This window comes from Pelagibacterium mangrovi, from assembly GCF_036662815.1.
In the GTDB taxonomy this organism is placed as follows: Bacteria; Pseudomonadota; Alphaproteobacteria; order Rhizobiales; family Devosiaceae; genus Pelagibacterium; species Pelagibacterium mangrovi.
Map to the genome: position 1 here is coordinate 14808 of NZ_JBAFXA010000006.1, position 24308 is coordinate 39115.

Annotated in this window: 30 protein-coding genes and 1 tRNA gene; 13 read left to right on the top strand and 18 right to left on the bottom strand. The window is 58.8% G+C overall.

Going from position 1 to position 24308, the window contains the following annotated elements; translation table 11 throughout:
- Nucleotides 1–365 precede the first annotated feature (365 nt).
- Nucleotides 366–785, top strand: coding sequence for a C40 family peptidase (locus V4T21_RS11285; RefSeq protein ID WP_332716643.1), 420 nt, complete (start codon nt 366–368; stop codon nt 783–785).
- A gap of 109 nt (nt 786–894) precedes the next feature.
- Nucleotides 895–968 (top strand) — tRNA-Gln (locus tag V4T21_RS11290).
- 353 nt (nt 969–1321) lie between these two features.
- Here the strand turns inward: V4T21_RS11290 and V4T21_RS11295 are convergent.
- Nucleotides 1322–1654, bottom strand: a complete 333-nt coding sequence (locus tag V4T21_RS11295; RefSeq protein ID WP_332716646.1) for a hypothetical protein — start codon at nt 1652–1654, stop codon at nt 1322–1324.
- Nucleotides 1655–1883: 229 nt separating this feature from the next.
- Here V4T21_RS11295 and V4T21_RS19195 point away from each other — a divergent pair, with 229 nt between their 5' ends.
- Both V4T21_RS19195 and V4T21_RS19200 read left to right on the top strand, forming a co-directional pair.
- The gene (locus V4T21_RS19195; protein WP_440589649.1) at nt 1884–2390 is read left to right on the top strand and encodes a thermonuclease family protein; all 507 of its coding nucleotides are present in this window, start codon (nt 1884–1886) and stop codon (nt 2388–2390) included.
- Between the two features lie 436 nt (nt 2391–2826).
- A complete protein-coding gene (locus V4T21_RS19200) occupies nt 2827–3147 on the top strand; it encodes a Rap1a/Tai family immunity protein (protein ID WP_440589650.1) in 321 nt (106 codons plus the stop codon).
- A 390-nt stretch (nt 3148–3537) separates the two neighbouring features.
- On the opposite strand, the gene V4T21_RS11300 is transcribed toward V4T21_RS19200, so the two are convergent.
- Nucleotides 3538–4350, bottom strand: coding sequence for a hypothetical protein (locus tag V4T21_RS11300; protein WP_332716648.1), 813 nt, complete (start codon nt 4348–4350; stop codon nt 3538–3540).
- A 2-nt stretch (nt 4351–4352) separates the two neighbouring features.
- Between V4T21_RS11300 and V4T21_RS11305 the strand changes: the two genes are divergently transcribed.
- Together V4T21_RS11305 and V4T21_RS11310 are read left to right on the top strand one after the other, a co-directional pair.
- Nucleotides 4353–4556, top strand: coding sequence for a hypothetical protein (locus V4T21_RS11305; RefSeq protein WP_332716650.1), 204 nt, complete (start codon nt 4353–4355; stop codon nt 4554–4556).
- Between the two features lie 458 nt (nt 4557–5014).
- Nucleotides 5015–6091, top strand: coding sequence for an acetamidase/formamidase family protein (locus tag V4T21_RS11310; protein ID WP_332716653.1), 1077 nt, complete (start codon nt 5015–5017; stop codon nt 6089–6091).
- A gap of 347 nt (nt 6092–6438) precedes the next feature.
- On the opposite strand, the gene V4T21_RS11315 is transcribed toward V4T21_RS11310, so the two are convergent.
- The 12 genes from V4T21_RS11315 to V4T21_RS11370 form a co-directional block, all read right to left on the bottom strand.
- The gene (locus V4T21_RS11315; RefSeq protein ID WP_332716656.1) at nt 6439–6891 is read right to left on the bottom strand and encodes a hypothetical protein; all 453 of its coding nucleotides are present in this window, start codon (nt 6889–6891) and stop codon (nt 6439–6441) included.
- Nucleotides 6884–7273: a Panacea domain-containing protein gene (locus V4T21_RS11320; protein WP_332716659.1), complete on the bottom strand. Its 390-nt coding sequence runs from the start codon at nt 7271–7273 to the stop codon at nt 6884–6886. Before V4T21_RS11320 ends, V4T21_RS11315 begins: the two co-directional genes overlap by 8 nt.
- Nucleotides 7274–7693: 420 nt before the next feature.
- Nucleotides 7694–8344, bottom strand: a complete 651-nt coding sequence (locus tag V4T21_RS11325) for an HK97 family phage prohead protease (protein ID WP_332716661.1) — start codon at nt 8342–8344, stop codon at nt 7694–7696.
- Nucleotides 8307–8627, bottom strand: a complete 321-nt coding sequence (locus V4T21_RS11330) for a hypothetical protein (protein WP_332716663.1) — start codon at nt 8625–8627, stop codon at nt 8307–8309. The genes V4T21_RS11325 and V4T21_RS11330 overlap by 38 nt, the downstream gene beginning before the upstream one ends.
- Nucleotides 8614–8958, bottom strand: coding sequence for a hypothetical protein (locus V4T21_RS11335; RefSeq protein ID WP_332716666.1), 345 nt, complete (start codon nt 8956–8958; stop codon nt 8614–8616). Before V4T21_RS11335 ends, V4T21_RS11330 begins: the two co-directional genes overlap by 14 nt.
- Nucleotides 8955–9332 carry a MerR family transcriptional regulator gene (locus V4T21_RS11340; RefSeq protein WP_332716668.1) on the bottom strand — a complete coding sequence of 126 codons (378 nt, stop codon included), beginning with the start codon at nt 9330–9332 and terminating at the stop codon, nt 8955–8957. The genes V4T21_RS11335 and V4T21_RS11340 overlap by 4 nt, the downstream gene beginning before the upstream one ends.
- A gap of 213 nt (nt 9333–9545) precedes the next feature.
- The gene (locus V4T21_RS11345) at nt 9546–10535 is read right to left on the bottom strand and encodes a hypothetical protein (RefSeq protein WP_332716671.1); all 990 of its coding nucleotides are present in this window, start codon (nt 10533–10535) and stop codon (nt 9546–9548) included.
- A 712-nt stretch (nt 10536–11247) separates the two neighbouring features.
- Complete coding sequence (locus V4T21_RS11350) at nt 11248–11436, bottom strand: hypothetical protein (RefSeq protein WP_332716674.1); 189 nt, start codon at nt 11434–11436, stop codon at nt 11248–11250.
- Nucleotides 11437–11748: 312 nt separating this feature from the next.
- Entirely contained in the window at nt 11749–13869 is a 2121-nt protein-coding gene (locus V4T21_RS11355; protein WP_332716677.1) for an AAA family ATPase, read from the bottom strand.
- Nucleotides 13853–14104, bottom strand: a complete 252-nt coding sequence (locus tag V4T21_RS11360; protein ID WP_332716679.1) for a hypothetical protein — start codon at nt 14102–14104, stop codon at nt 13853–13855. Before V4T21_RS11360 ends, V4T21_RS11355 begins: the two co-directional genes overlap by 17 nt.
- Before the next feature lie 15 nt (nt 14105–14119).
- Entirely contained in the window at nt 14120–14833 is a 714-nt protein-coding gene (locus V4T21_RS11365; RefSeq protein ID WP_332716680.1) for a hypothetical protein, read from the bottom strand.
- Nucleotides 14830–15045 carry a helix-turn-helix transcriptional regulator gene (locus V4T21_RS11370; protein WP_332716682.1) on the bottom strand — a complete coding sequence of 72 codons (216 nt, stop codon included), beginning with the start codon at nt 15043–15045 and terminating at the stop codon, nt 14830–14832. Before V4T21_RS11370 ends, V4T21_RS11365 begins: the two co-directional genes overlap by 4 nt.
- Nucleotides 15046–15258: 213 nt before the next feature.
- Here V4T21_RS11370 and V4T21_RS11375 point away from each other — a divergent pair, with 213 nt between their 5' ends.
- The 5 genes from V4T21_RS11375 (at nt 15259) to V4T21_RS11395 (ending at nt 18452) form a co-directional block, all read left to right on the top strand.
- Complete coding sequence (locus V4T21_RS11375; protein ID WP_332716684.1) at nt 15259–16452, top strand: tyrosine-type recombinase/integrase; 1194 nt, start codon at nt 15259–15261, stop codon at nt 16450–16452.
- Nucleotides 16453–16708: 256 nt separating this feature from the next.
- On the top strand, nt 16709–17176 hold the full coding sequence (locus V4T21_RS11380; RefSeq protein WP_332716687.1) for a hypothetical protein: 468 nt from the start codon (nt 16709–16711) through the stop codon (nt 17174–17176).
- Nucleotides 17177–17379: 203 nt separating this feature from the next.
- Nucleotides 17380–17613, top strand: coding sequence for a BrnA antitoxin family protein (locus V4T21_RS11385; RefSeq protein WP_332716690.1), 234 nt, complete (start codon nt 17380–17382; stop codon nt 17611–17613).
- Between the two features lie 17 nt (nt 17614–17630).
- Nucleotides 17631–17771, top strand: coding sequence for a DUF6481 family protein (locus V4T21_RS11390; RefSeq protein WP_332716692.1), 141 nt, complete (start codon nt 17631–17633; stop codon nt 17769–17771).
- A gap of 108 nt (nt 17772–17879) precedes the next feature.
- A complete protein-coding gene (locus tag V4T21_RS11395; protein WP_332716694.1) occupies nt 17880–18452 on the top strand; it encodes an NADPH-dependent FMN reductase in 573 nt (190 codons plus the stop codon).
- Between the two features lie 14 nt (nt 18453–18466).
- Here the strand turns inward: V4T21_RS11395 and V4T21_RS11400 are convergent, their stop codons facing one another.
- Nucleotides 18467–19558, bottom strand: a complete 1092-nt coding sequence (locus V4T21_RS11400) for a calcium:cation antiporter (protein WP_332717468.1) — start codon at nt 19556–19558, stop codon at nt 18467–18469.
- 38 nt (nt 19559–19596) lie between these two features.
- The gene (locus V4T21_RS11405) at nt 19597–19905 is read right to left on the bottom strand and encodes a hypothetical protein (RefSeq protein WP_332716696.1); all 309 of its coding nucleotides are present in this window, start codon (nt 19903–19905) and stop codon (nt 19597–19599) included.
- 123 nt (nt 19906–20028) lie between these two features.
- Between V4T21_RS11405 and V4T21_RS11410 the strand changes: the two genes are divergently transcribed.
- Nucleotides 20029–20151, top strand: a complete 123-nt coding sequence (locus V4T21_RS11410; protein ID WP_332716699.1) for a hypothetical protein — start codon at nt 20029–20031, stop codon at nt 20149–20151.
- Nucleotides 20152–20157: 6 nt separating this feature from the next.
- Here the strand turns inward: V4T21_RS11410 and V4T21_RS11415 are convergent, their stop codons facing one another.
- Nucleotides 20158–20637 carry a c-type cytochrome gene (locus V4T21_RS11415; protein WP_332716701.1) on the bottom strand — a complete coding sequence of 160 codons (480 nt, stop codon included), beginning with the start codon at nt 20635–20637 and terminating at the stop codon, nt 20158–20160.
- 127 nt (nt 20638–20764) lie between these two features.
- Nucleotides 20765–22261 carry an MDR family MFS transporter gene (locus tag V4T21_RS11420; RefSeq protein WP_332716703.1) on the bottom strand — a complete coding sequence of 499 codons (1497 nt, stop codon included), beginning with the start codon at nt 22259–22261 and terminating at the stop codon, nt 20765–20767.
- Between the two features lie 224 nt (nt 22262–22485).
- Between V4T21_RS11420 and ggt the strand changes: the two genes are divergently transcribed.
- Nucleotides 22486–24213, top strand: coding sequence for a gamma-glutamyltransferase (ggt, locus tag V4T21_RS11425; protein ID WP_332716705.1), 1728 nt, complete (start codon nt 22486–22488; stop codon nt 24211–24213).
- Nucleotides 24214–24308: the final 95 nt, after the last annotated feature.

The window sequence follows — 24308 nt, forward strand, 5'->3', positions numbered from 1 at the left end:
GTGCAAAGGCTGTTCGCCTTTTGCACATTCCGACGGCGCCCGCGGCAGATCATTTTCACTTCACGGACACGGTAGTCCATCGCGGATGGTAACGCAACGATTGCCATCGAAGCGCATCTCATCGATGTCGGTCAATTTGTAGCCACAAAAATCCAGTTTATCCGAGCCTCTAGGGAGGGGGGCCGCAGTAGCGCAGTCCCCGTGCACGCGCCCAGCGTGATCAACCTGCCCTCCTGCGGAAAATCCTCCAATTGGCCGCCCCGTTCGCAACGGGTCTCGTCTGCCAACGACTTGACAGAAACTGGTGCCGACCCCAACCGGTGCTCCGGTTGTGCTCGATTGCACAAGCCAAGGACAAATAATAAGTGATGCGTATTGTCTTTTCGCTTCTTCTCGCCTTGGTCGCCGCCTCCGCGGTGACCACTCCCGCTTCCGCCAAGGATGCCCAAACCGTAATCAACGTCATGCTCAACGAACTGGGTGCCTCGCGGCCTTCGGGTTGTCCGGGCCGCTGGTGCGCCTGCTATCTCGACACCGTGCTGGCCCGCACCGGACTTGCCCCGCGCGGCTCGAACCAGGCCCGCGATTTTGCCAACTACGGCGCCGCCGCCAATCCTGGCACCGTGGGCTCCATTATGGTGATGTCCAACCACGTGGGGGTCGTCGTGGGCTCGTGCGGAAACGGCCAGGTTCAGATCGTCTCCGGCAATTATTCCAACACCGTCGCCCTGGGCTGCTACAGCCCCAACCGTGCCATCGCCTGGCGCGCGCCCGTGCAGCACTAGCGTATCGTAGCGAAGTGCAAATGCGGGCTTGAAATCGCCGTCATGTGTCGCTAAACAGGCGCAACTCGTCCGGCAGCGACCGGTTCGGGACAAGCGGCAAGCTCGCTGGTGGGGAATAGGTTAACGGTAGACCCACGGACTCTGACTCCGTTAGTCCTGGTTCGAATCCAGGTTCCCCAGCCAAACAAAATCAATGACTTAGCAGAGAAATCGCCCAAAAACGTGTCGCACATGTCGCGGAATTGGTGGGAAGCTAAGCCATTGATTTGTAACAGATCGGAATGAGCGGAGGCAGCGGAGCGCGACACATGCGCGACATGGTTGCCACCGATTCCGGCTGTTACAGCCCCTGCCCCGCAAAGGAAAAAGCCCACCGCCCGAAGCGATGGGGTTGGTCGGCAACCAGCTGATGGCCCGTGGGCGATAGAGCACCGGCCGACCTATTCCATTGCGCCGCTTCGGTAAGCCCGCATCACTGAAGGCTCCATCCGACCGCACGGGTACGGACGTGGTAGCTCGAGGCGGCGTTGTGGTGGTTAGGCGGCTTGGGCTTCGTCGCTGTCGCCGGGGTTTTCATAGAAACCGTCGTCGGCGGTCTGGGCTGGGATGGGCGTCGGGAACCAGTCTGTATAGCCCTCGGGCGGTGTCCAATCCGTCGCTTGCCGCGCCATCGCCAGTTCTTCGGCGGTGGGCTCGTAGGTTGCGCCCGAAAGCCGGGCTAAATCTCGCTCGATCGAAGCGGCCAGATTGCTCGTGAAGTCGTAAAGTTCTTGCAGATTCTCGTCGCGCAGCATCTTCGCTTTGAGCGCAACGTCGTCGAGATCCCGCGATTCACTTTCCACTAGCCGGGCGATGGCCTGCTCCTGCAATTCGCACAGACCATCCGAAATGTGATCTGAGTACCGGATGCCGGTCGCCAGCCAGTCGCGTTTGCGATCCTGCCCATTGCCGAGTTTGCGGCATTCGCGCCAATCGCCTTAGACTTTCCAAACTTCAACTCAGGGCCGGGAAACCGGCCCTTTTCTGTGTTCGGGTGCAGCAGCGAAAGTAGACACGGCCCCAATACAGTGCCACCATCGACCTGATTGGGAGGGGCTCATGAATATATGGCGACTATTGGCACGTCTGTTGGCCGGAAGGCGACCCAAACTTGTCTACTCAAAGCGGCAAGATACTGCGATCGTTCTGGTTGAACGAGCGAGGATCTCAAACGTAGAGACTTTGCTTCGAGGGCCGTGCTGGGTAATCGACGGCGACACCATCATCATCAACAACGTGCGTATAAGGCTCGCCGGCATCGACTCTCCAGAACTCGATCACCCATGGGGCAAGAAGTCGAAGTGGGCTCTCGTGCAACTCTGCAAGGGCCAAACCATCACCGCCAGGATCAGGCCGGAGCTGTCGCACGATCGAGTTGTAGCGGATTGCTTTCTACCCGATGGGCGCGATCTAAGCGCGGAACTCGTCAAGCTCGGCCTCGCTGTAGATTGGCCGAAGTTCTCCGGCGGGAAGTACAGGCACTTAGAGCCGCCGGGCACAAGGCAGCGGTTGTGGCGCGCCGACGCTCGTCAGAGGGGCAAGTTCTACGTTGCTCCGCCGGATTGAGGCGGGCCTTCGCCTTCGCGTCTCCTACCACCTCTTTGGCACGTTTCCCGGCGTGAAATGCACCGTCATCGGCCGCGCCCCGCACCTCTCGCACCGGAACCGCCCCAAAAAATAATCCCGGTGCGGCCTCACGTTGAAGTCAGAGCCGAAAATCTCGATCAGGCGCTCGATCGGCATCTGCCTCGAGTGATGGCACCGGCAAAACAGGGTGCAATGATCCTCCACCTCCAAATGGTCTTGGAGGGTTTCCACCACGTAAGCGCCGTTCCGATGTCCCATGTTGATCTCCTTCGAGCGAGACATACGATGAGAACGAAAAGAGAACAAGATGGGGCGGCGCTTGTTGAAGAGAATTGCGTGGAAGATGGCGGGCTAGCTGGACGTATGCCGTGAAGCCGCTTACGTTTTCCGAGTAGGATATTCTAGGGGCGAAAAGATGCGACTTCTAATTCTCGCTGCAGCTTTACTCACTGCCACCTCGGCTATCGGTCAGAGCACCTTGATAATTGTAAACGGCAATGAACTGCATGCTGAATGCCAGGACCGTAGCCCCATCTGCGTTGGGTATGTCGCTGGGGTCGCCGATGCATTAGAGGCGCTATCGGGGTCGGTTCCGCATACATGCCGTCAGGAGCAAGTCGAGTTGGGCCAGCTAGTAGACCTCGCAAGGCAAACTCTCATAGACAACCCTGCAACAAGGCACCGTGGCGCGTTCAATATCGTGGCCGAAGCGTTTGTTGCGGAATGGCCGTGCTGAGTGTTTTATCGCGTCCATTCGGGCCGCTTAGTTGTCGCTCATAAGGTTTAACCATGAATTATCCCGACGATATACTGGCGCTCCTGGCGGACACGCGCAAAGCATTCGGTGAGGCTAAAACCATTGAAGACGTAATGGCAGCATGGCATCACTTCCGCCTTGTAGAGGGCTGTGTAGAACGCTCTTGGCCCGACGATAGACAGACAATGGAAGCGCTACGCCGAGCAAAGAGCGGCCTTTCCGCCTTTACCCGTGATGTACGAGAGAACATGTCGTCTCCCTATCACGGATGGAGCGCTGACCTATACGCGCTCGAGCGCTGCGTCACACCGCAATACGACAAGGATGGGTGGCCAGTTTGACGATTAGGAGCTGACTTAACTCAGTTCTCTATTGTGCGGCCCGCGCCGCTGACGCTTCCATGCGCTTATCGGCAACAGCCTGCTTCTTCTCCGTTCGGCTTATTAAAGAAGTTAGCGTGGCATCGCGCCAGCGCGCGTCCAACTTGTCGCAGCCTGTCAGCTTTCTCAGTACGTCAATCGGATCGGCTTGATCACCGAACACCTTATAGGCGGTCTGGTCAAAGTAGAGTTCCTTCAGGGCGAACGCATATTCGTGTGCAATGCGATAGACCTCTTTAGCCTGATCTTGGTCTACCATTTCCTGAAGGAAGGCATCTAATATTAGCATGCTGGCTTTTGTCTGTGTAAGGGAGTGGTCGTCAGTCCTGTGTAATGTGTTGATATTGGCCAAGCGACTTTTTACACAATCCAGCGGGTGCAAAAGGGCAATATCAATGACGCGATCGATATTGGGAAAATAGCCCGATATCGTGACGAAACGGTCTAGGATGTCGTGTTCATCAACCCCCAATACGGTCGCCATAAAGTCGATCTGAATGCGTCGGTCATTCAAATTACCGACGACGACCGCCGCGTTGGGGGTGGCTGCGTATGCATCGGGGACTTTCAAGACGCTATTCACGAGCCGGTCGGCGAATTTAGCCGCAGCGCGCTCATCCGCAAAAAAATCAATATCTTTGCTGGTAACAGCGCCGATGGCCGCAAGGGCGTCATTTCTGCTGGCGAAATATTCTGCCCACAGCGCGATAGATTGCCCACCAATTACAATGGCATCGCAATCCTCGATATATGAAAGAAGCTGGGCTACTTCGGCGGCGTTGAGATGATTATCCGACGTCATGCATGAGCGGGATGAATAGCTCGCTTTCCGACTGCGGCTATACGAAATTTGCTCATATCGAGCGAGGCAAAGAAGTTATTCTCCTCGCGCAACTGCGCGTGGGAAACCTGCCCACTTCTAAGGCGGGCAGCATCTTCGATTCGGCTGATTTGTTTTTCCCGAACACGGGATCGTCCGTTAAGACGCACGACCTGCATTGGATATAGCCTCTCGCTGGCAGAGCTTACCTTATATCGATAAGCTAGAAGTCCGTCAATTTGATCCCTGATAGACGTCCGTTAGAATCAAATTGTCGAAATCGAGCTGGCTCACAAGGTGCAGGAATACCAGCCATCCTATTGGATGGCTGGTACCACAGCGTAGCAAAAATTTCTACCCCTTAGTCACCCAAACGCCGCCATCGCATCCGTCCAATCGTCGGAATCGTAGATCGAGCCGCCGCCGTCGCCGGTTGAGGCCATCGTGACCCTCCTTCGGTTAAACGAGATATTTCGCCTATAAGGCGAAAAATTGGGCTTTAGCTGATCGTTGTTTGTGCAGTCTCAGCTTGTCGATCGGTCAAGCCGCCCAGTTTCTGCGCGCACTGTCGTGGCACACAGTTTGCATTGGACCAATTCGCATGGTTTTCGCCATGCTCAATGACCAAAGAAACTAAGAGGGTGCAATGACGTTTAAAGGGATTCTGAGAGGCTCGCTCGCTATCTCGACAATCGTGCTAACGACTGGTTCTATACAGGCACAAACCGCCGAACCGGATCATGTGCTGGCTGCCACGCCTGACACAGTCCATTGGGGCTATTTTTCCCCTGACCTTGAACCAGTTCTTTCAATCCAATCAGGAGAAATTGTCCGCATTGAAACTGTGACATCGGCAGGCTTCGACCTCGAAAATCCTGTAGCCTTTGCGGAAGACAACGATCTCCCGATCGCCGACTCTGTGGCGGACCTAATCGACATCATTGAGAACGTGGAAAACGAGGGTGTCCACCTGCTCACTGGACCCATCTACATTGAAGGCGCCGAGCCGGGCGATATGCTGGAAATGCGCATCCACGATGTCTCGCCTCGTGCACCGTATTATGGGATCAACCTCACAAACACGAGCGGTGGAACGCTGCCGTCCATCGTTCCAGAAGGCGGATGGTCTCGACTCTTTCACCTCGACATGGAACGAGGTGTTGTCCCCTTCCAAGAAAACATTGAAGTGCCAATGGCTCCGTTTATGGGCATCATGGGCCTCTCTCCGGAAGAGCGTATTCCGAGCCCTCCGCCGGGCCGGCACGGCGGAAACATGGACATCAAGGAACTAACCACGGGGACGACGCTGTTTCTCCCCGTACTGGTTGAAGGAGGCCTATTCTCCACTGGCGATGGCCATGCGGCCCAGGGCGACGGAGAAGTTAACCTCACAGCAGTTGAGGCACCGCTCCAAGCTACTGTCGAGTTCATTTTGCACAAAGATGTACCTATGAACTTCCCGCGTGTGGAAACCGCAACTCACTTTATCCCGATGGGATTGGACCCCGATTTGAACCTCGCCGCGGAATATGCGGTTCAGGAATCAATTGACTTCCTCTCAGCTCGCTTCGGGCTCGACACTATGGAGGCCTATTCGCTCACAAGTCTTGGCGTTGACTTGGAGGTCAGCCAGATTGTCGATGGCACCAAAGGGGTTCACGCCATGATCCCGAAGAGCCTCTTCCTCGATCTCGAAGACGATTTCTGGTTCGCTGACGAGTGACCACGGAACGTCGTTTGGGTTGAATGGTTGCCCGTCTGCGCGTCGCTGCGCAGGCGGGTGGGTAAGACGGCCGGATCCAACAAGGCAGCTCGACCTCGCCGGCGTTTACGTCAATGCCGAAGCGCACATCACCACCCCCCATCTGGGCGCGGGTGACGGCCTCGGCGCTCGATTGGGCGGCCTTGCCAAGCGCTGTTGTTTGCTCGACTTCGGACGCGGCTAGGCCGTCGACGATGGTGTCGACTTCGTTCATTTGGATTCTCCATGTGGGAAAAAGAAAAAGCCCCGCGGGACGGGGCTGTTGTGGATGAGCGGCGGCCGCGTGGCCTTATTGGCGCGCTATCTAATCAATTGCCACCAGCGGCCTTGGCGACCTCCCCGGCAATCGAGGATAGATTCACGGGGCCAAATTCGTCGTCCTTGAACCGGCGGAATGCACCAATCAACAGCATAACAGTTACTGTTGTTATCGACGCTATCGGCGCGACATACAAAGCTATGATGATCGCCGGGGTCTTCTGAGACAGTGGATAGCTTAAATACTTATGGGTAGCGTACCAAAGAACAAATCCCATGAACGCCACGATGACCACCGCGAGCCGGCTTACCCAGCGGCGAATGGCGATGCGTTGCTTGATCTCATTCTGAAGTAACAACCGCTGTTCTGCGTCTGCGGAGAGCGCCTGATGCTCCAGCTTCTCTTCGAGTTCGGCAATGCGGCGCTGTAGATCATCGACCCGCGCATCGATGACCGGAGCTTCCGCTCTTCCGGGATCGCTGGGCGGGTCGATTTCATCCATTCTGTCTCAGATGCTCTTGTCGTTTAGCTCGGTAGTGGTCGACGATAATGTCGTTCGTGATTGGAGCGAAATATCCCCACCTGCTACTCGCCGAATCCCAGGGGCCGCCAGGAACGTGCGTGATCTCCGAGAGCTTCATCGCAGACAGGTTTCCATAAGAACTGTATATCTGCTCAAGTATATTCTCGGTGTAGCCGTCCACGTTCGGGGAAAATCCCGGAAGCTGCTGTGCTACATCTATTCCCTGTCCGCGGAAGGCTGAGTAGACATCTGGAATGACCGGGCCATACTTCCACGCCTCGATCTTGTTCCGGATCAGCGGGGCACTAGCCATCTCCATGTACCAGCCATGGGAGATGTAGATCAGCTTTAGCAGTTTCATGATGGACATCGACCGCCCATCGCGAGACGCGCGCTGGACGAACCAGTTGGCGATCTGTCGAGCGTCATACATTCTTGCCCTCCTTCTCACCTTTTGATGATTCTCGGTGCCCGTGAGCACCACCATACCATAGTGGTGTCAATATGGTTGCACTTTGCTTACTCTTGAAGAGCCACATAATGCAACGCAGCTATACACTCTTAAGTTGCCCCACTCTGTTCCGCGAGGGGGGGCACCATCAAACTCCTTACCTCCGCGCTCGGCTCACCGGCGCCACAGCTTTTTGCGCATATCCCCAATTGAAAATATGGGGGGTGCGGCGTGGGAAAACTTTTGAAAACCTGCGGGGACGCGCGTGTGGGTTGGGCGCGGGTCCTGGGGAGTCGACCATCCGGTATCCCACAATACCCCCCCATCGGCTCACAGCCGCACGATGCCGGCCTTACGCGGTCCTCGTGGACTGTCTCCGATACGAACCGCATGACCACCACCAATGCGGACTGGTTGGCCTGCACGCGGGTTGACGCGGACCAGGGGCACGTCGTGGCGCACCTTGCGCCCGGCTGACTTCGCGCCGACACCGGTGATGACCGCACCTGCGTTGGCTGGCACGGTGACCAGGCTGAGCTCTATCAATTCATAGCTATCGAACCGCGTTCCAGTGGCGATGGGCGTCGTCTTAATCGGACGGAAACCGATCGAGACCGATCGCACAAGACCCGCTTCGACTTCTTGCCACGCGACGTCGACACGATCGCGCAACTCACCTGCGGGGAGGTTGCTGGTAAGCGTTGCCTCGAATTCGATGCCCCGCGCGGTCGGGGTCTTGAAGGTTACCACCCCAACCGGGCGGCGATGGTCGTGTTGATGCAGAAGCGGCACCGGGTTGTTAAAGGTTGCACCCAACGGGTCGACGATATCTCCGACGCGGTCGACTTCCGGCGTCGAGGCAATGCCCCGGATCACGCGCTTACCGGATCCGGTGTCGACGGCAACGGCTGACGCGGACAGGTTTTTTGTTACTGTCATCGGATCAACCAATCTGCGCAAGAACTTCGGCAACAGCGGCATGGTCGCGCCTGTCGCCCGCGATGTGGGCGCTCCTCACGGCGCCATCTGGGAGGCCGCTGATCTGGTCTTCCAACCAACGATTCAACGCATCGGTGCGCTCGCGGCGGTAAGCTGCAATACGCTCGGGCGTCGCGCCAGTCGAGGCAAGGCGTTCGACCTCATCAGCCAGAGCGGCCTGGGCAGCGCGGCCCATAGCGAGGATCATGATGCTGCGCTCGTCCGTGACGGCGAGCGCTTCCATGTCCGCGATCACTAAATCGCGGAGGTGTTCAGTTTTGATCATTCTTCATTTCTTTCGTTACGAGGTCACGGCCGTCCTTGCCGGCTTTGACCATGAGTTGCCACGCTTCCGGGACGGTGCCGGGGCGCTCGCCGGTGCTGGCGCGTAAGGCCACCCAGCTAGAGCCGCCATCGGTAACAACGGTGCCACGGCTGTATTCGGCGGCACGCTGCCATGTGCCTGAATATTTAATGCCGGATGCCTCGATGGCGGCGAGGCGCTCTTCGACGGCTGCGAAGCCTCGGTCAATATATCCCTTGATGGCGTCGGCGAGATCATCGAGTCCGGAAGCCAATGCCCGGGTGGTATCTGGTTTGGTTCGCTTCCGTGTCATTCCGCGCACCTGAAAATTGGCGCCAAGGGAATGGCGACCAGCGCGTTCGCCTTCGGCATTGCATCCAGCGGAATAACCGCCGGCGACTGGTTCGGATCGTGCCCGAAAATCCCGACGAGCGGCTGGTCGCCCCGATCGCCGATGCGGTCGATCACAGCTTCGGCGTGCCGTGCGGCAACGGCCGGGGTGATGCCGTGGTCGACGAGAAGCGCCATGAGTGCGATCACGCGCACGTCCCGTGCGCTGAACTGGAAGCGGCCGCCGGGGGTTCGGTGGCCCAGGTCGATAAAGCTATGCTGTTGCCAGCCGCGCAGCCGTCCGGGATCAATACCGGCGGCAGCCGCGGCCTCAACCGTGGTGTATCCGTTGGACATTTTTGAATTTCCGTTGATGTGAGGGGAATAAAAAAAGCGACCGTGGGCGAGCATAAGAAACCCACGGCCGCGGCATGCCGTCGCGCGAGGCCTGAATTCGCACGCTGGCAATCTGAAGCTGAAGACGACCACCCGAGTTGCCGCCCAGGGTGGTCGTTTCTTAAGGCTCTGTGCGCCTTCGTATATAAGGGGCGGCTGACTGCTAGTTTCGGGCTATGCGGCTAAAAAATTTTGCAGTGCTTCGGCTGCACGACGGAATGACCGTTTGCCGGTCTTGTTATCGTTACTTGCCACGAGTGAACCCATTGAGCTGGCAGTCCCAGCGCTAAGCAGGAGCCGATACGCATCCGGCTCACGTTCTGCGAACTGTTCCAGCGCGATACGATCGACTACGTGTCCGCCAGCCTCGTACAGGTCATCTCTCGGCCGCTTTACCATGCTCGCCGTTCCCGCCCCATCGGCCCGCGAGCCGCGTCCGGTGAGCATTCCCAGAAATAGACGGCGCGGCTCTGGGAGCCACGGAAGACTCGGCGGACACAGCGTGGATGGCGGCAAACCGGAAAGTTCGCGAGCGACATGGAATGGGACATCGCCTCGTACGTGGCGAAACTCTGACCAGTCTATCGGTGGCAGCTTTTTGCGGCGTTTGAGCGTCTTGCCCTTCTTGCCGCCGGGCTGAACATCAAGCAGGGCACAGAACCAATCGCGACTGGCCTCGGCTTCCGATATGAATTTCTCGTTTTCCGGCTCCCGAACGCGGCCGGCATCCTGCCCTACACGCTCGCCCCAAACGTGTGTCACAGCGCCAGCCGGGACCGTGTATTCGCGAACCTCATCGACGCCATTAACGCGAACCGTCTGCTGGAATCGCTTCGCGCGATCGGATATCTTGAGAGCACCCCACGGCTTCTCTGAATCAACTGGCCTGACCCAATGAGGGACACGGCGAGGCGGACTGATCTGCCGGCCTCCTCGGCGAACAGAAACGACCGATACTCGTGTCGGTGATGGCAGGGCTCGGAGATACCGCTCGGCTTTTTGGGGGAGCGGATTGACGTCGGGCACGCTGGCCGGCCGGTCATTATCGTTAGCGGCTTCTCCGAGCGGGTACGGGTTGGCGTCGAGCGTGCCATAGAACCAACTCAGCGCTGGCACGAGGGGGTGCAAGTCGTTGTGACGGGAATGGCTAGGAATAATTGCCAATGGGTCCTCCTGGGCGGCGTGGAAGGGACTGTCAAATAGTGTCGCGGAGGCTCCCATTTGAGGAAACCGCGCTGTTCCTTCGTGCTTTTGACGGGCCGATCGGCTAATTACCGGCCTAAATGCTGTTTTCATCGGCTGCCGAAAGCGTCAACCAAAGCGTACCGATCTCGCTGCGACTGACGCCACCGAAGGTCGAAACTTTTTTTATACAAGAATAGCGACGTGATCCCCCGCCGCCGGTCCCGGTGGGGCAGGGCTGCGACTTTCGCGGTGCCCCCGCCACCAAACATTTTGTTCTCGATTTTGCACGCGAGAGCACCAAAAAGGCAAAAAAGCCCGGTTTTCCGGGACCACTTATTTCTTCCCATTTTGGCCATACGTGCGTGGCCTTGGGGGCGCGGGTCTGGGAGGAGCGAGGCGAGCGCTTCCCGGAACGCCCCCCCCTCTTTGATTTTCCAAAAAATCAAAAACAGGAATTTTAGTTGCGCGTGCCTGGGCCGCTGGTGCGCAGGGACGCGGTTCGGCTGTCAGCCGGGATACCCCCCCTAGGGGGGCGCGCTCCTGCTTACCGTTATCGTTCGCTGGACGACGGTCGGGGAACATGCGGTAGAATTCTGCCCAGCTCATCCGCCGGCCGCGGTACGAGCGGTCACTATCAGCGACGAATTCCAGCGGGCGGTTGATGATGGCTAGTGCGGTCATTGCTTGTCCCTCAAGGTTTGCGGCGAACACTGTCGACGTGTCTCACATATTGCCATCCATCCACAGTCTCGATGGCGACAAAGCCCATGCCGAAGGTTCCCTCAGCAACGCCAATGACTTTGACATCGCGCATGTCGGCCTTGGTGGCGCCCTCATGGGCAAAGTCGGCTTCGGCGTTGAATGGTTCGATGGGCATCATTGGGTAATCCGACATTCGGGTTCATTCTCTTTCCTCTCCTCATGGGTTGATTAAACAATCGGGATTGATTGTTCGCTTTTAGTGATCGTGCGCCGTGCGCACCCCTAAGATAAGGTACGCACGCACGACAGTTGTTGGGGGGATAAATCCCCCCACAACAACACTGTTTGGCTCTAAAAAATCGTGCGGGGGCACGGCTTTGATTTCATTGATATAATTGCCATCTTGACCCCCGATCGTGCGCGTGTTTCGTGCGCCGCACGATTTCCGCACGATTTGCCCGAAAAGCCGCTCCGGTCGTGCGCACCTGAATCACGCATTCCGCACGGCCATTTTTGCGGCAAACGCACCGGCTTGGCGCTCATGGTGGCGCTGTGTTCGAAGTTCGACCAGGGCCTCGTGTCCCGCCGGCGTGAGCTTCCATTTGCGCCCCTTGAACTCGACCAGCTTGTCGCGGCGCAACTTGTCGGTTGCGCGACGCACGCGGTCTTTGTGGGGATTGCCTTCTTTGGTCCAGCCGAGCGCTTCCGCCATGCTGGCCAGTGACTGGCCACCGTCCGCATCTATCTCGATCAGGACCTCGTCCTCGTCCTTTCTTGCCTTGGCTGCTTTTGCTTTCGCCTGGTCGCTGCCCAGCACCTTTGCCATGACGGTTGGAACGTCGCGGCCACGTGTGTCCCGAAGCTGTGGAGCGGTCACTTTTTCGAGCTCGAATTCGACAGGCTCAAAGTCGGGGCCGCGGTGCTTGCCCTGCCAATGCAGTCGCACACCACCATCGGTTTTCAGGCAAACAAGATTGCCATCCATTTCCGCAATGAACGAGCCCCCGCCACGGGGCAGCAGATTTTCTGTCGTCGCGTTTTTGGTGGGGTGACAAGCCACCATGACGCAGGGCCGACCCTCGAGCGTTGTGAGCGTCCGAAGTTCGCGGGCGTGCTTGCCCAGTTCGGTGTTGCTGTTTTCATCTTGCCCGTTGAAATAGGCGGCGCTGGTGTCAATCACGACAAGATCCACGCCGCCTAGCCTTTCGAAGTCCTGCCGAATGAGATCGAACATCTCTGCGATGTGGAACGTCCCTTTGATAAAGTGCACATTGATATCGGTGGCATCGAAAGGCAGATGCTCAGCTGCTGCAATCCAGCGCATGGTGATGTCGTCAGGGTTCTCACCCGCGAAATAAACCACACGGCCCTTGCGCACTTCTCGTTCACCCAGTGGCTCGCCAAGGGCTGTCAATGCTGACAGCAGCAACAGAATTGCAGTCTTGCCGGTGCCCGATGCCGCGGTCATGGAATAGATGAAGCTCTTCTGAACGATGCCGTCGATCTGGTAGTCCGGGGGCACAAACCCCTGCACCAGTTCGCCCGATGTTATGATGCCAGGGTAGCCCGTTGGCTTTGCCGGTTGCGTCTTGGCCGGCTCATTGTCGTTCGCGGGCTTGGCCATGCCCTTGGTGAACTTCTCCGCCTTCTCGCGGTCCTCTTCCCTTTGCCGCTCAACCTTGCCCCATGAACGGGCAAAATCCGTCTGCATCTTGGTGACGTCGCCTTTATACCTCTCCACCCAGTTTCCAGTCGAGGTCAGGAAGATGGCTGCCGCCTCTTCGGGCTTGTGCCCGTCGAAATGCAACTGCTCAACAACCTTGAAGGCGTGGCCGGAACGGTCTTCTTTAGGCTCCAGGTTGCAAGCCATCTTTTCCATGGCCCGCGGCGATACATCTATGCCGTCCACGCTGGGCAGTTCGCCAAGCTCTATGGTCTTGGCCTCGCGTGCGGCTGCACCATGGCCAGCAACCGCCAACGCCAAGGCAGTCGGGTCGGTAAGAGTGCCGTCCCATTCTTGGGCCACAGTGACCGGCTGCGGCTCAGGTGAGCGGCCGCGTGCCAGCTTTGTTGCACTCGGGTGGTTCAGGGTGCCCGGAACCCGCCACACATGCGCCACGTCGGCTGTGCAATGATCGGAGCCAGTGGCGGATTTCAATCCGGCCGCTATGCCTTTGGCAACTGTGGGCGAGATCGGCTTGTCGAAAAGCCAGAATGCTTGGCAGTTCCCAGCGCTGGACTCCACGACGTAATTGGGTGGCAAGGGGTACTGGCCGGAATTGTTGCCGGTGTCGCCGTCCATATCCGCGACAAGGCCAAGCACTGCGACAATATCGGCTTCGGTGCCGCGCTTGCCGCGTTCCAAGCCGCGCCGCATCACCTGTAACCCGACATAGCTATTCGCGCCTGGAGTCCCGATGTGCGCTTCGAGCGCTGCCACCATGCCGTCAACGTCACCGATCGGGTGGTGGGTTATAGGGCCAGTGCCGCCACTCGCGAAATAAGTGGAGGTGACTAACAGCCCTTCAGTGCCTGCCGCCAGGTTGTGCAGCATCTGGACGTGAGCGCGCAGCGCGCTGGGATTTTCAGAGGATTTAAGAACTGCGGTCATTGTGGGCATCGCCCTCCATTTGGGTGCGCGCAAGTTGCGTGATTTCGTCTAGAACATGCGGGGCAAGCCAAATCGGCGTGCGACCTTCGCGGACACGCGGCTGGAAAGAGCGCCAGCCATTGGCGGTGCGCTTAAGCGTCCAGTCTCTCAGTTCGATTTCGGGTGTAAGCCGCACGTCAAAAGTCGCCAAAGCTCCGCCCGCGCCCTCGACAGGGCGCAGGTTCGTGATGTGCATTGTGGGGTTCCTCCCTTATGCGGCTTCAGCCAGCCGAACTTCTTTCAGCGCGTCTCTCTGGTCCAGGAATGAGCGCATACCTGCGGCATTGGCAAAATTCCCACTATCCTTTTCTTGCACCAGTGCCTCCTCCCATCCGTGAAATCCGAACATGGTATAGGCAAGCGCCTCGCTGCATTTCGCAAACTTCCAGCGCCCCTCCGGGATATCGAAATGCTTGCGGACCCACTCCCACAACGCGAAGAATGGCTCTTCGCCTGGGAAGTGAATCGCCTGCCCAAGCATCGGGCGAGGCGTCACGACGATATGGTCGTCATTGGAAACGGCAGCATAGAAATACCCGGGCGCCTCGATGGACCCCAAGATATACGCCGCAAACGTGTAGTCGGTTTCATCGTCGGGATAGATGCGAATAGCGTGCCCGGCTTCGGGTAGCCTTCTTTCCGACAGGAAGCGCAGTGCCCCCGTGATGCCGCCCAAATCCGTCACTGTGTCGGATTTGAGCCCCGACGCAGCGAGTTTCATGAGGCGCTGGGCCTTCCGCTCCTGCACTTCGGCTCGCTCAAGGAACGGGAGCCAAGTGCCGTGAGGCGCGCTTTCCTTTGCTACAATGAGGGCGTGACCGGCCTCGATGGCCTTCTCGATGGACTGGACCGCAGCGGGGTCAGATGCCGCGACCAGCGCGCGCACGGATTCGGCCGCGTCGGCCTGGGCATTGGTGAGGCTCATGCTGCTGCCCTCGCCGCGGGCCGGTTGTCATTGGCCGATTCCTGCGCCGCCACCCAGGCGAGGAGAGTCGATTTTCGCGCGCATATCTTTGCACCAATGCGGAACGAGGGCAGCGTTCCGACTTCAATGGCGTGGTAGATTGAGCGCGCCGGCAAGCCCATAAACGCGGCGATTTCCTTCGCTCCGTTGAGCAAGTCGTCTGAAAGGTCCATGCTTTTTCACCCTCCTTTAAAAAAGTACTTGACGAGTTTTTCAGTTCTCTGCTAGTTTTCCGGGAAGGACGTACTGTGTCCGAAATTGGCATACTGAATGAAATATAGTGTTCTCCTCGCAAAACAGCGAGGATTTTTTGTAAATGATTTCATGTTGCAAAAAATCCGTTAGTCGTACATAGTGCCCTCACCTATTGATTGGGAGGGATTCACATGACCGTCTCAGTGCGAGAATGGACCACGGCGAAGGGCGAGCCACGCAAGGCGTGGGTGGTCCGCTATACCGATCAAAACGGCAAGCGACACCTCAAAACTTTCGCCAAGAAAAAAGACGCCGACGCTTTCGATTCCCAAACCCATGTCGAGGTACTTGGGCGCATCCATATCGCCGACGCCGACACGGTGACGATCGAGCAGGCCGGCAAGTATTGGCTCGAAGCGTCCAGCGCAGCCGGGCTTGAGCAAACCACTTTGGCTCAATACGAGCAGCATCTCCGCTTGCACATTGTGCCAGCAATCGGTCGGCACCGGCTCAACGAGGTCTCGATCCCATTCGTGCGTGCCTTCACCGACAAGCTGGCGGCGGACGGCAAGTCTAAGGCAATGGTTCGGGCCGTTAGGGTCAGCCTGGGCGCCCTGCTCTCTGACGCCCAGGAACGCGGGCTGGTCATGCGCAACGCGGTCAAAGACATGGGGCGGAGCAAGTCGGCCAAGCGGGTTGAGGCTCGCCAAAAGAAGCGTCCTGAAGTCGGCGTTGATATTCCGACGGTCGAGGAAATCGGCAAGCTCATAGCTGCCGCTGACGGCAAGTCTCGCGCCTTCCTGATGACGGCCGCGTTTACGGGGATGCGCGCCAGTGAGTTGCGCGGCCTGCGCTGGGCAGACCTGGCGTTCAATCGCCGTGAAGTGACGATCCGGCAGCGCGCAGACGCGCACCGAAAGATCGGAGCGCCCAAGTCCGAGAAGGGCGGTCGGACGATCCCCCTGCCCTCACGCTTATGCAATGAACTTCGGGCCTGGAAGGATGACTGCCCGGAAGGCGAATTAGGTCTCGTTTTCCCGAACGGCGTCGGGAATGTCGAGTATTATGCCAACATAACGAAACGCTGGTATTATCCCGCCCAGCTCGCGGCAAGCATCACCATGCCGACCGGGGAGACAGACAAAGACGGCGAGACGATCCTTGAGCCGAAATATTCCGGGCTGCACGCCCTTCGGCACTTCTACGCATCATGGTGCATCAACCGGAAAGAAGACAACGGGCTCGGCCTGCCTCCCAAAGTCGTGCAGGCGCGCATGGGCCATGCATCGATCCAATTGACGCTCGACACCTATGGCCATCTATTCCCGAGCGGCGATACTGCTGACGAACTTGATGACGCGCTCGAAGGACTGCTCGCGACATGATTGCGACATACCGCAAATTTCATCAATGTTTTCAATGCTCATAACCGGACTCTGACTCCGTTAGTCCTGGTTCGAATCCAGGTTCCCCAGCCAAAAAATTCTCATTGAAAATCGATGGCATATTAAGAACGCGGCACGCGATGAGCCGGGCGTATAGATATTTCAGCTGCCAACTTTGGTGTTGCCACTGGCGCCTGCCCAAATTCTACCAGTAGAGACTAAGCGAGCCTATCAATTCACCGATTCGGGAGACATCGTGAAAATGCGCTTTCTAAATTGGTCCGCACCGGCGCTGGTTCTCGCCTTGGGATTTGCAACGCCGGCTTTTGCCGACGGCAGGATATTCGTGCCTCTGCCCGACCTCTCATCCTATCAAGGAGAAGATGCGGCGAAGTTGCTCGATCAGCTTGTCATTGCCGTAGTTGTCGGAATGAACTGCAGCGGTGATGGGCTTGCCGAGACCGAGTGGTCGCTACTCAACGATTCCGCCGACTTGCTCGCTTACGGCCAGCTTGGAATGTCGGTTGGCGAATATGATGACGAGGTCTTCAAACCGGCATTCGATATGCTCGACCAAGCTGACACCTGCGAGAACGTGGTGCCCAAAATCGACTTGCTGATCGAGCGGTTGATCGGTCTTGGTGGTTCGCTCGAACCCTTCCCTGATCAGGACGCCGCCTTCGTCGAATGGAGCGCACGTCAGGATGCCTGGACACAATTTTAGGTCTCCCTGGTCTGAACTCCCTGATGTTTCCGAGTTACTCCCTACCCGCATGAAGGGTTTCTGCGATATTTCTTGCTTCGTGCGGCGGCGTGTTCTAACTGTGCACTTGCTCTCGATCTTCGCCGATCGAGGGTTTGGCCCGGTCGGAGTTTCCACCTCCTGGCCGGGTCATTCATTTCTTCTCCAGCACACTGTCGAGAAAAATGGCCTCAACTCCCCGCAGACCTTCAAGCGCCAAGGAAAAAGCAGAGGCGCTGTTTAAGGCAGCGACGACCAAGCCGGATGCCCCCAAGGCGAAAGCCAATGCCATACCTGTCGGCAAGGAGATGGTTTCCATCCGCATCGACAGGGACGTACTGGCCCATTTCCAGGACGATGGCATCGGGTGGCAGGATCGGATCAATGCTGCGCTGCGAAAAGCAGCCGGCCTCAGCTAAGCCCACGGAGCTTTCCAATGAAGAAGTCCAATCTTCCCGATCATGCCGATCGGCGAAAAGCCTCGAGCGACGCCAAGCGTGCGCTGCTCGAAAAAATCAAGGCTTCCCAAAAGGGCGGCAAGACCGCTTCGTCCGAAGACGGAAAAGCGTCCAGCTAAGAGTCGGCAATCGCCGCAGGCTGCCCGAATTGGCTGGAACCACGACGTGGTCGGCCTGTTGTAGTGGATGAGGCATGCTCGCCTCGATCACCACGACAGGAATAGACGATGACCACGCACAAAGTTGGATATTTTGTCGGCAGCCTCGCTAAAGACTCCATCAATCGCAAGCTTGCCCAAGCGCTGGTAAAACTGGCGCCGCCGGAACTCGAGCTGGACGAAATCCCATTCAAGGATCTGCCGCTCTACAGCTACGATTACGATGCCGACTATCCTCCGGTGGCGCGCTCGCTGAAAAAAGCCATTGCCTCGGTGGATGCGGTTCTTTTCGTTACGCCCGAATACAATCGGTCGATACCGGGTGGCCTCAAGAACGCCATCGATTGGGCAAGCCGGCCCTGGGGGCAGAATTCATTTGCGCGCAAGCCGTCGGCGGTGATCGGAGCATCCATCGGCGCTATCGGGACCGCCGTGGCTCAGCAGAGCCTTCGCAGCGTCCTGAGCTTTTGCAATTCGCCTCAGATGAATGCGCCAGAAGCCTATATCCACTTTACGCCGGGCCTTATCACGGACGCGGGCGAGGTTACCGTCTCGTCGACCGAGGAGTTCCTGCGCAACTATATGGCCGAGTTCAAGACATTCATCGCACGGGTCTTGCAGGTTCTGCCCAGGGACGCTTGAAGATAATCGCGCCCTCACCCACTGGTAATGCCCAGGAATGACAACGCCAGGAACGTAGCGAACAGCACGAAGTGCGTCATTCCCTCGATGGCGTTCGTTTCCCCATCGTTGAGGTTGATGGCCGCAACGATCAGCGTGATGAACGCCATCATCGTCTGCACTGGCGTCATCGCCATGACGATCGGCTGGCCGGTGAAAAGGGCGATGCCCTCGATCACCGGCACCGTGAGGATGACCGTCGAGAGCGATGCGCCCAAGGCGATATTGATCACTACCTGCATGCGATTGGCCAGCGCGGCGCGCAAGGCTGTCAGGATTTCGGGCGCGGCCGACATCGCTGCGACGACGAGAGCCGCCAGCGCCACGGGCGCCCCGATGGCCTCCAGCCCTCCGGTGAGGAATTGAGACATGACTTCGGCAAGTAGCCCGATCAGAATGATGCCGAGCACGAGGAATATCACCGAATTCGAAATGGGCTGATCGGCCAGCGAATGGTCGCCCTTGCGCTTTTTCTCGGGGTAGCTGTAGTTGAAGAAATAACTGTGCGGGCCGATCTGATTGCGCAGGAAAACCCAGTAAAGAGTAATCATCGCACCAATCGAAAACAGCGAATAATAGTGCCATTTGTCGTCCGGCACGAATTCTGGCACCACCATGGAAATACCCATGGCCGTGAGGATCATGACGCCATAGGTCTTTCCGGAATCATCATTGTAGGGTTGCTCGCCGAACTTCCATCCGCCCAGCAACGCGGCAAGGCCGAGAATGCCGTTGATATCGAGCATGACGGCGGAAAAGATCGTGTCGCGCGCCAGCGTTGGCGAAGAACTGCTGGTCATAAGGATGGTGAGGATGATGACTTCGATGAGCACGGCGGCGATCGTCAGAATCATCGAGCCGTACGGGTCTCCCACCTTGGCGGCCAGCACCTCGGCGTGGTGAGCCACGCGAACCGAGACTGCAATGATCGCCGCGATGAGGATGGCCGCGCCGGCGAGCGAGCCCATCGGACCGAGCGCCAATATCTGATGCTCGAATGAAAACGCTGCGATTCCGGCCAAAAAGGCAGGAATCAGAATGACTTCGTGCCGCGCGCGCTCCAGCAAATTATTGCCCGTATCGGCCATGACGTTCCCAGGCGGCTCTACATTTGATCGTTATAGGGCGGCTTGGTTTCGCCCACGCGCCGGGCGAGCCGGTGGAATGATAGCCCGCGCTGGTCGGCGCCTTCGGCGTTGGCGATCTGCAGGAGACGGGCGGGGAAGGCTATGGCATCGCGGTTGGCGGGGCTGAGGTCCTCGACCGAACGCTCGTCGTTTATGGCCGCCTGCTCGGCTGTTTTGAGGGCATTGCCGACTTCGTCCCGGCTTAAATGCCCCTTGGCCACGAGTGTTTCGGTGAGCGAGGCCATCACCAGGTAAAGTCCTTCAAGCTGTAGATTGGCGGTGTTCATGGGTATGTACTCCATCGTGTTCACGCCGAGGATAGGCCAGCCAGAAAGGTTCGACACGAATATTCATTGATGAACCGACACGGACTGCTATCGTCGGACTTGGAACCGCCGAAAGGAGATCGCATGGCACTTCTCATCGTCCCCCTCGTCATCGCGTTTGCGATCTTCGTGGTCTTGATCACCGTCGTCTTCGGGGCCGGCATCATCGAAGGGCGACGGCGGCCCGAGGATCAGGGACACCCCTGACACCGCCTATTGATCTGCACCCGGCCCGGCTTCGCGGAGCGTGGCTACGTCTTCCGGAGCCACGCCGCCGAACGCATTGTCCCAGCTGTTGCGGATGAATGTGGCGACCGCGGCGACCTCTTCGTCATCGAACTGCTCGCCGAACGGCGGCATCGATTCGCGACCGAACAGGATGGTCTGGACGACCTGGCCGGCATCCGCGAGATCGGCATTGCCGACGAAGGAGGGGCCGACGCTGCCCTCGCCCGCCGGACCGTGGCAGGACTGGCAAATCCGATAGGCTTGCTCGCCCTGGGCCAGGAGATCTTCGGAAACGGGCGGAGCCTCGGTTTGTGCGGGCGGCGCTTCGGGCGCGGGGGCCGGAGCGGCCTCGCTCGCGGCGGCCGTTTCATCTACCGGCTGGTTGAAAAGCCAATCGGAGGTGAAAAGAAAGATCGTGCCGAACACGAGCACGGTTATGCCGACAAGCGCGCCGATGTGTTTCAAGTGTCTGCTCCCCGCCCACAGCTTTTTGCCGATAGGTTTTCACAAGAACGCGAGGAAGCGGATTCGGTTGCGCGAGAGGCGGGATGAAGAGGCGCTGCCGGGCGAAACCGGCAGCGCCAAACGAGGTTCAGTGCCCGAATGCGGGCTCGGCACCCATGGGCTGGCTGGGCGGACGGCGGATGAAGAACGCCGCCACGATGGCGAACAGCGAGATGATCCCGCCGCACATGAAAGCCAGCTGGATGCCCTGTGACGTCGCCGGGATCACCTCTACGCCGCTGGCGATGAGGTCGGTGGTGCGAAGCGTCATGAGCGACACGAAGACCGCGATGCCCGCAGCGCCGGCCACCTGCTGCACGGTGCCGATCACCGCGCTGCCGTGGGAATAAAGGTGGCGCGGAAGCGAACCGAGGCTGGACGTGAACAGCGGCGTGAACATCAGGGCCAGGCCGATGCTGAGCGTCACATGCAGGGCCAGGATGAACATGACGGAGGTCGACTGATCGAGAGTCGTCATGGTCCAGAGCACCGCACTCACGAGGATCGTTCCGGGCACGATGAGCACCGTCGGTCCGAACCGGTCGAAAAGCCGGCCCACGAACGGCGCCATAAGGCCCATCACGAGACCACCCGGCAGAAGCATCAGGCCGGTCTGCGAGGCATCGAGCCCAAGCACGTTCTGCATGTAGATGGGCAGCAGGATCAGCGAGCCGAACATTGCCATCATCGAAATCGCCATCATGATGACGCTGACTGTGAAGATCGGCGTGCCGAACGTACGCAGGTCGAGAAGCGCCGCGTCACGCTTTTGCAGCGAGAACTGACGGGTGATGAACAGCACCAGACCCACGATACCCACGACCACGGGAAGCCAGGCCGGGAAGATCGAGGCTCCGCCACCGTGCGATGCATCGCCGCCCAGGCTGGACAGGCCATAGACGAGGCCACCAAAGCCCAGCGCGGACAAAATGACCGAGAGCACGTCCAAGGGGGCCTTGGTCGGGGTCGATACGTTCTGAATCTTTGCGGCTCCCAGCGCGAGGGCGGCGAGCGCGATCGGCAGCACGAGATAGAACATCCAGCGCCATTCGAAATGCTCGAGGATGAAACCGCCGATCGTGGGACCCAGCGCCGGTGCCACGGAGATGACGATGGAGATATTGCCCATCGTGCGGCCACGCGATTCGGGCGGGACGAGATTCATGACGGTGGTCATGAGCAGCGGCATCATGATGGCCGTGCCGCACGCCTGGACGATGCGTCCCACCAGCAACAATTCGAAGCCCGGCGCAATGCCCGAAAGCAGCGTGCCGGCGCTGAACAGGGTCATGGCGAGGATAAACACCGGACGCGTGTTGAGGCGCTGCAACAGATATCCCGTGATCGGAATGACCACGGCCATGGTCAGCATGAAGGCGGAGGTCAGCCACTGGGCGGCGCCGGCCGTGATCTCAAGATCGTTCATCAGATGCGGGATGGCCACGCTCATGATGGTTTCGTTGAGAATCACGACGAATGCGGACACCAGCAAAAGCGCGATCACCAGCCGGTTGCGGGCAGAAGTTTCGTGTTCGCTCAATGGCGAATCGGGCGCGGACGCGCTGTTCATATCGGTCGGCGACATGGTGATAACTCTTTGGGTTTGGCGCAGCGACCAACGATGGCCGCTCGAAAATCGGGCCGTGTTGAATCTGCTTCCTGGACGCGAAAGTCAAGATATAGGTGTTCATGGCATGCATGCCAGTGGCGCATGACAGAACAATAAAAGCTTGCGCCATGAACTCGATAAGCCTTCACTTATCAAGCCGGTCATGCATCGGCCCCATAAACGAACAAAGGATGAGGAACATGCAATTGGCACGCAGCGGCGGGTTGATCCTGGCCGCACTCCTGGCTTCCGGGACGGCTCTGGCGCAGGACACGCCCCAGCCCGAGGAAACCACCGCAATCGCCGAACGAGAGTCGGTCAGCGCCGACGATTTCATGATCGCAACCGCCCATCCGCTGGCAACGCAAGCGGGCTATGACGTTCTTGCCGCCGGGGGCACGGCGGCCGATGCCGCGGTCGCCGCACAGACGATGCTCGGGCTCGTCGAACCTCAGAGTTCGGGCCTGGGTGGCGGCGCTTTCCTGCTCTATTGGGACGCCGCAAGCGGCGAACTCACCACCTATGACGCGCGCGAAAAAGCGCCGCTTGCCGCAGACGGAGATTATTGGCTCGATCAAAACGGCGAACCGCTCGAATTCATGACAGCCGTTGTGGGCGGGCGATCAGCCGGCGTGCCGGGAACGCCGATGCTGCTCGAAGTGCTGCATGGCGACCACGGCAGCATGGAATGGGCCGAATTGCTCCAGCCCGCCATCGATACGGCAGAGAACGGCTTTTCCGTTTCCCAACGCATGGCGGATTCGGTAGCCGGGGCCGACGGTCTCGATACGTTCGTGGAAACGTCAGAATATTTCCTGCCGGGGGGCGAGCCGATCGCCGAAGGTTCGACGCTTGCGAACCCGGCCTATGCGGAAACGCTTAGGCTGTTTGCCGAGCAGGGCTCCGAGCCGTTCTATACGGGAGAGATCGCCGAGGATATCGTCGCGGCGCTCAACACCAACATCAATCCCGGCATCCTCACCATGGAGGATTTCGCGGCTTATGAAGTGGTCAAGCGCGATCCCGTGTGCATGGACTACCGCGGCTATGAGGTCTGCGGAATGGGACCGCCGAGTTCGGGCGCCTATACCGTAGGCCAGATACTGGGCCTGCTGGAGCCGTTCGATCTGGCGTCGATGGAAGATGGTGTCGAATTCCGGCACCTGTTCGCCGAAGCTTCGCGCCTCGCCTTTGCCGATCGCGGCATGTATCTGGGCGACAGCGATTTCGTCGATATTCCCACGGGTTATCTCGACGACGCCTATCTCGAAGAACGCTCCGCGCTGATCGATCCGGAAGCCTCCATGGGCCGGGCGACGGCCGGAACGCCTCCGGGCTGGGACGAAGCCCTGCTGGCTCCGGATATCGAACGTCCGCGCGCCGGCACTTCCCATTTCGTCATCATCGATGGCGAGGGCAACGCGATTTCGGCAACCACGACAATCGAAAGCGGGTTCGGCAGCCGGGTGATGACGCGTGGCTTCCTGCTCAATAACGAGCTGACCGACTTCTCCTTCGCTCCGGAAGCCGACGGCATGCCGGTGGCCAACCGGGTGGAGCCGGGCAAACGCCCGCGCTCTTCAATGGCTCCGACAATCGTTTTCGAGAACGACGAACTGGTGCTGCTCACCGGTAGCCCAGGCGGCGCGGCGATCATTCCCTATACGGCGCTGTCGCTCGTCTCCATCCTCGATTGGGGCATGGACCCGCAGGAAGCCATCGACCTGCCCCATGTGACCAATCTCAATGGCGCGACAAATGTCGAAGAGGGCGAAGGGGCCGAGGAGTTGGCTGCAGGGCTCGAAGCGCTGGGCCATGAGGTCAATATCACCAACCTCAACTCCGGCCTGCATGTCATCTCGATCACCGATGACGGGCTGGTGGGCGCCGCCGACAAGCGCCGTGAAGGCACGGCCATGGGGGAATAGCCGCCTAACCCTAGGGCTGATAGGCATTCAGGTGGCCTTGGCTCATGCTGCTCTGGATTCCGGGAATAAATCCCGGGGTCCAGCAGCAGCCTATC

Coding starts and splice junctions, on each gene's coding strand:
- V4T21_RS19195 (WP_440589649.1), top strand. CDS start 1,884: ATGAATATATGGCGACTATTGGCACGTCTGTTGGCCGGAAGGCGACCC.
- V4T21_RS19200 (WP_440589650.1), top strand. CDS start 2,827: ATGCGACTTCTAATTCTCGCTGCAGCTTTACTCACTGCCACCTCGGCT.
- V4T21_RS11300 (WP_332716648.1), bottom strand. CDS start 4,350: ATGACGTCGGATAATCATCTCAACGCCGCCGAAGTAGCCCAGCTTCTT.
- V4T21_RS11305 (WP_332716650.1), top strand. CDS start 4,353: ATGAGCGGGATGAATAGCTCGCTTTCCGACTGCGGCTATACGAAATTT.
- V4T21_RS11310 (WP_332716653.1), top strand. CDS start 5,015: ATGACGTTTAAAGGGATTCTGAGAGGCTCGCTCGCTATCTCGACAATC.
- V4T21_RS11315 (WP_332716656.1), bottom strand. CDS start 6,891: ATGGATGAAATCGACCCGCCCAGCGATCCCGGAAGAGCGGAAGCTCCG.
- V4T21_RS11320 (WP_332716659.1), bottom strand. CDS start 7,273: ATGAAACTGCTAAAGCTGATCTACATCTCCCATGGCTGGTACATGGAG.
- V4T21_RS11325 (WP_332716661.1), bottom strand. CDS start 8,344: ATGCCGCTGTTGCCGAAGTTCTTGCGCAGATTGGTTGATCCGATGACA.
- V4T21_RS11330 (WP_332716663.1), bottom strand. CDS start 8,627: ATGATCAAAACTGAACACCTCCGCGATTTAGTGATCGCGGACATGGAA.
- V4T21_RS11335 (WP_332716666.1), bottom strand. CDS start 8,958: ATGACACGGAAGCGAACCAAACCAGATACCACCCGGGCATTGGCTTCC.
- V4T21_RS11340 (WP_332716668.1), bottom strand. CDS start 9,332: ATGTCCAACGGATACACCACGGTTGAGGCCGCGGCTGCCGCCGGTATT.
- V4T21_RS11350 (WP_332716674.1), bottom strand. CDS start 11,436: ATGATGCCCATCGAACCATTCAACGCCGAAGCCGACTTTGCCCATGAG.
- V4T21_RS11355 (WP_332716677.1), bottom strand. CDS start 13,869: ATGACCGCAGTTCTTAAATCCTCTGAAAATCCCAGCGCGCTGCGCGCT.
- V4T21_RS11360 (WP_332716679.1), bottom strand. CDS start 14,104: ATGCACATCACGAACCTGCGCCCTGTCGAGGGCGCGGGCGGAGCTTTG.
- V4T21_RS11365 (WP_332716680.1), bottom strand. CDS start 14,833: ATGAGCCTCACCAATGCCCAGGCCGACGCGGCCGAATCCGTGCGCGCG.
- V4T21_RS11370 (WP_332716682.1), bottom strand. CDS start 15,045: ATGGACCTTTCAGACGACTTGCTCAACGGAGCGAAGGAAATCGCCGCG.
- V4T21_RS11375 (WP_332716684.1), top strand. CDS start 15,259: ATGACCGTCTCAGTGCGAGAATGGACCACGGCGAAGGGCGAGCCACGC.
- V4T21_RS11385 (WP_332716690.1), top strand. CDS start 17,380: ATGGCCTCAACTCCCCGCAGACCTTCAAGCGCCAAGGAAAAAGCAGAG.
- V4T21_RS11390 (WP_332716692.1), top strand. CDS start 17,631: ATGAAGAAGTCCAATCTTCCCGATCATGCCGATCGGCGAAAAGCCTCG.
- V4T21_RS11395 (WP_332716694.1), top strand. CDS start 17,880: ATGACCACGCACAAAGTTGGATATTTTGTCGGCAGCCTCGCTAAAGAC.
- V4T21_RS11405 (WP_332716696.1), bottom strand. CDS start 19,905: ATGAACACCGCCAATCTACAGCTTGAAGGACTTTACCTGGTGATGGCC.
- V4T21_RS11410 (WP_332716699.1), top strand. CDS start 20,029: ATGGCACTTCTCATCGTCCCCCTCGTCATCGCGTTTGCGATCTTCGTG.
- V4T21_RS11420 (WP_332716703.1), bottom strand. CDS start 22,261: ATGTCGCCGACCGATATGAACAGCGCGTCCGCGCCCGATTCGCCATTG.
- ggt (WP_332716705.1), top strand. CDS start 22,486: ATGCAATTGGCACGCAGCGGCGGGTTGATCCTGGCCGCACTCCTGGCT.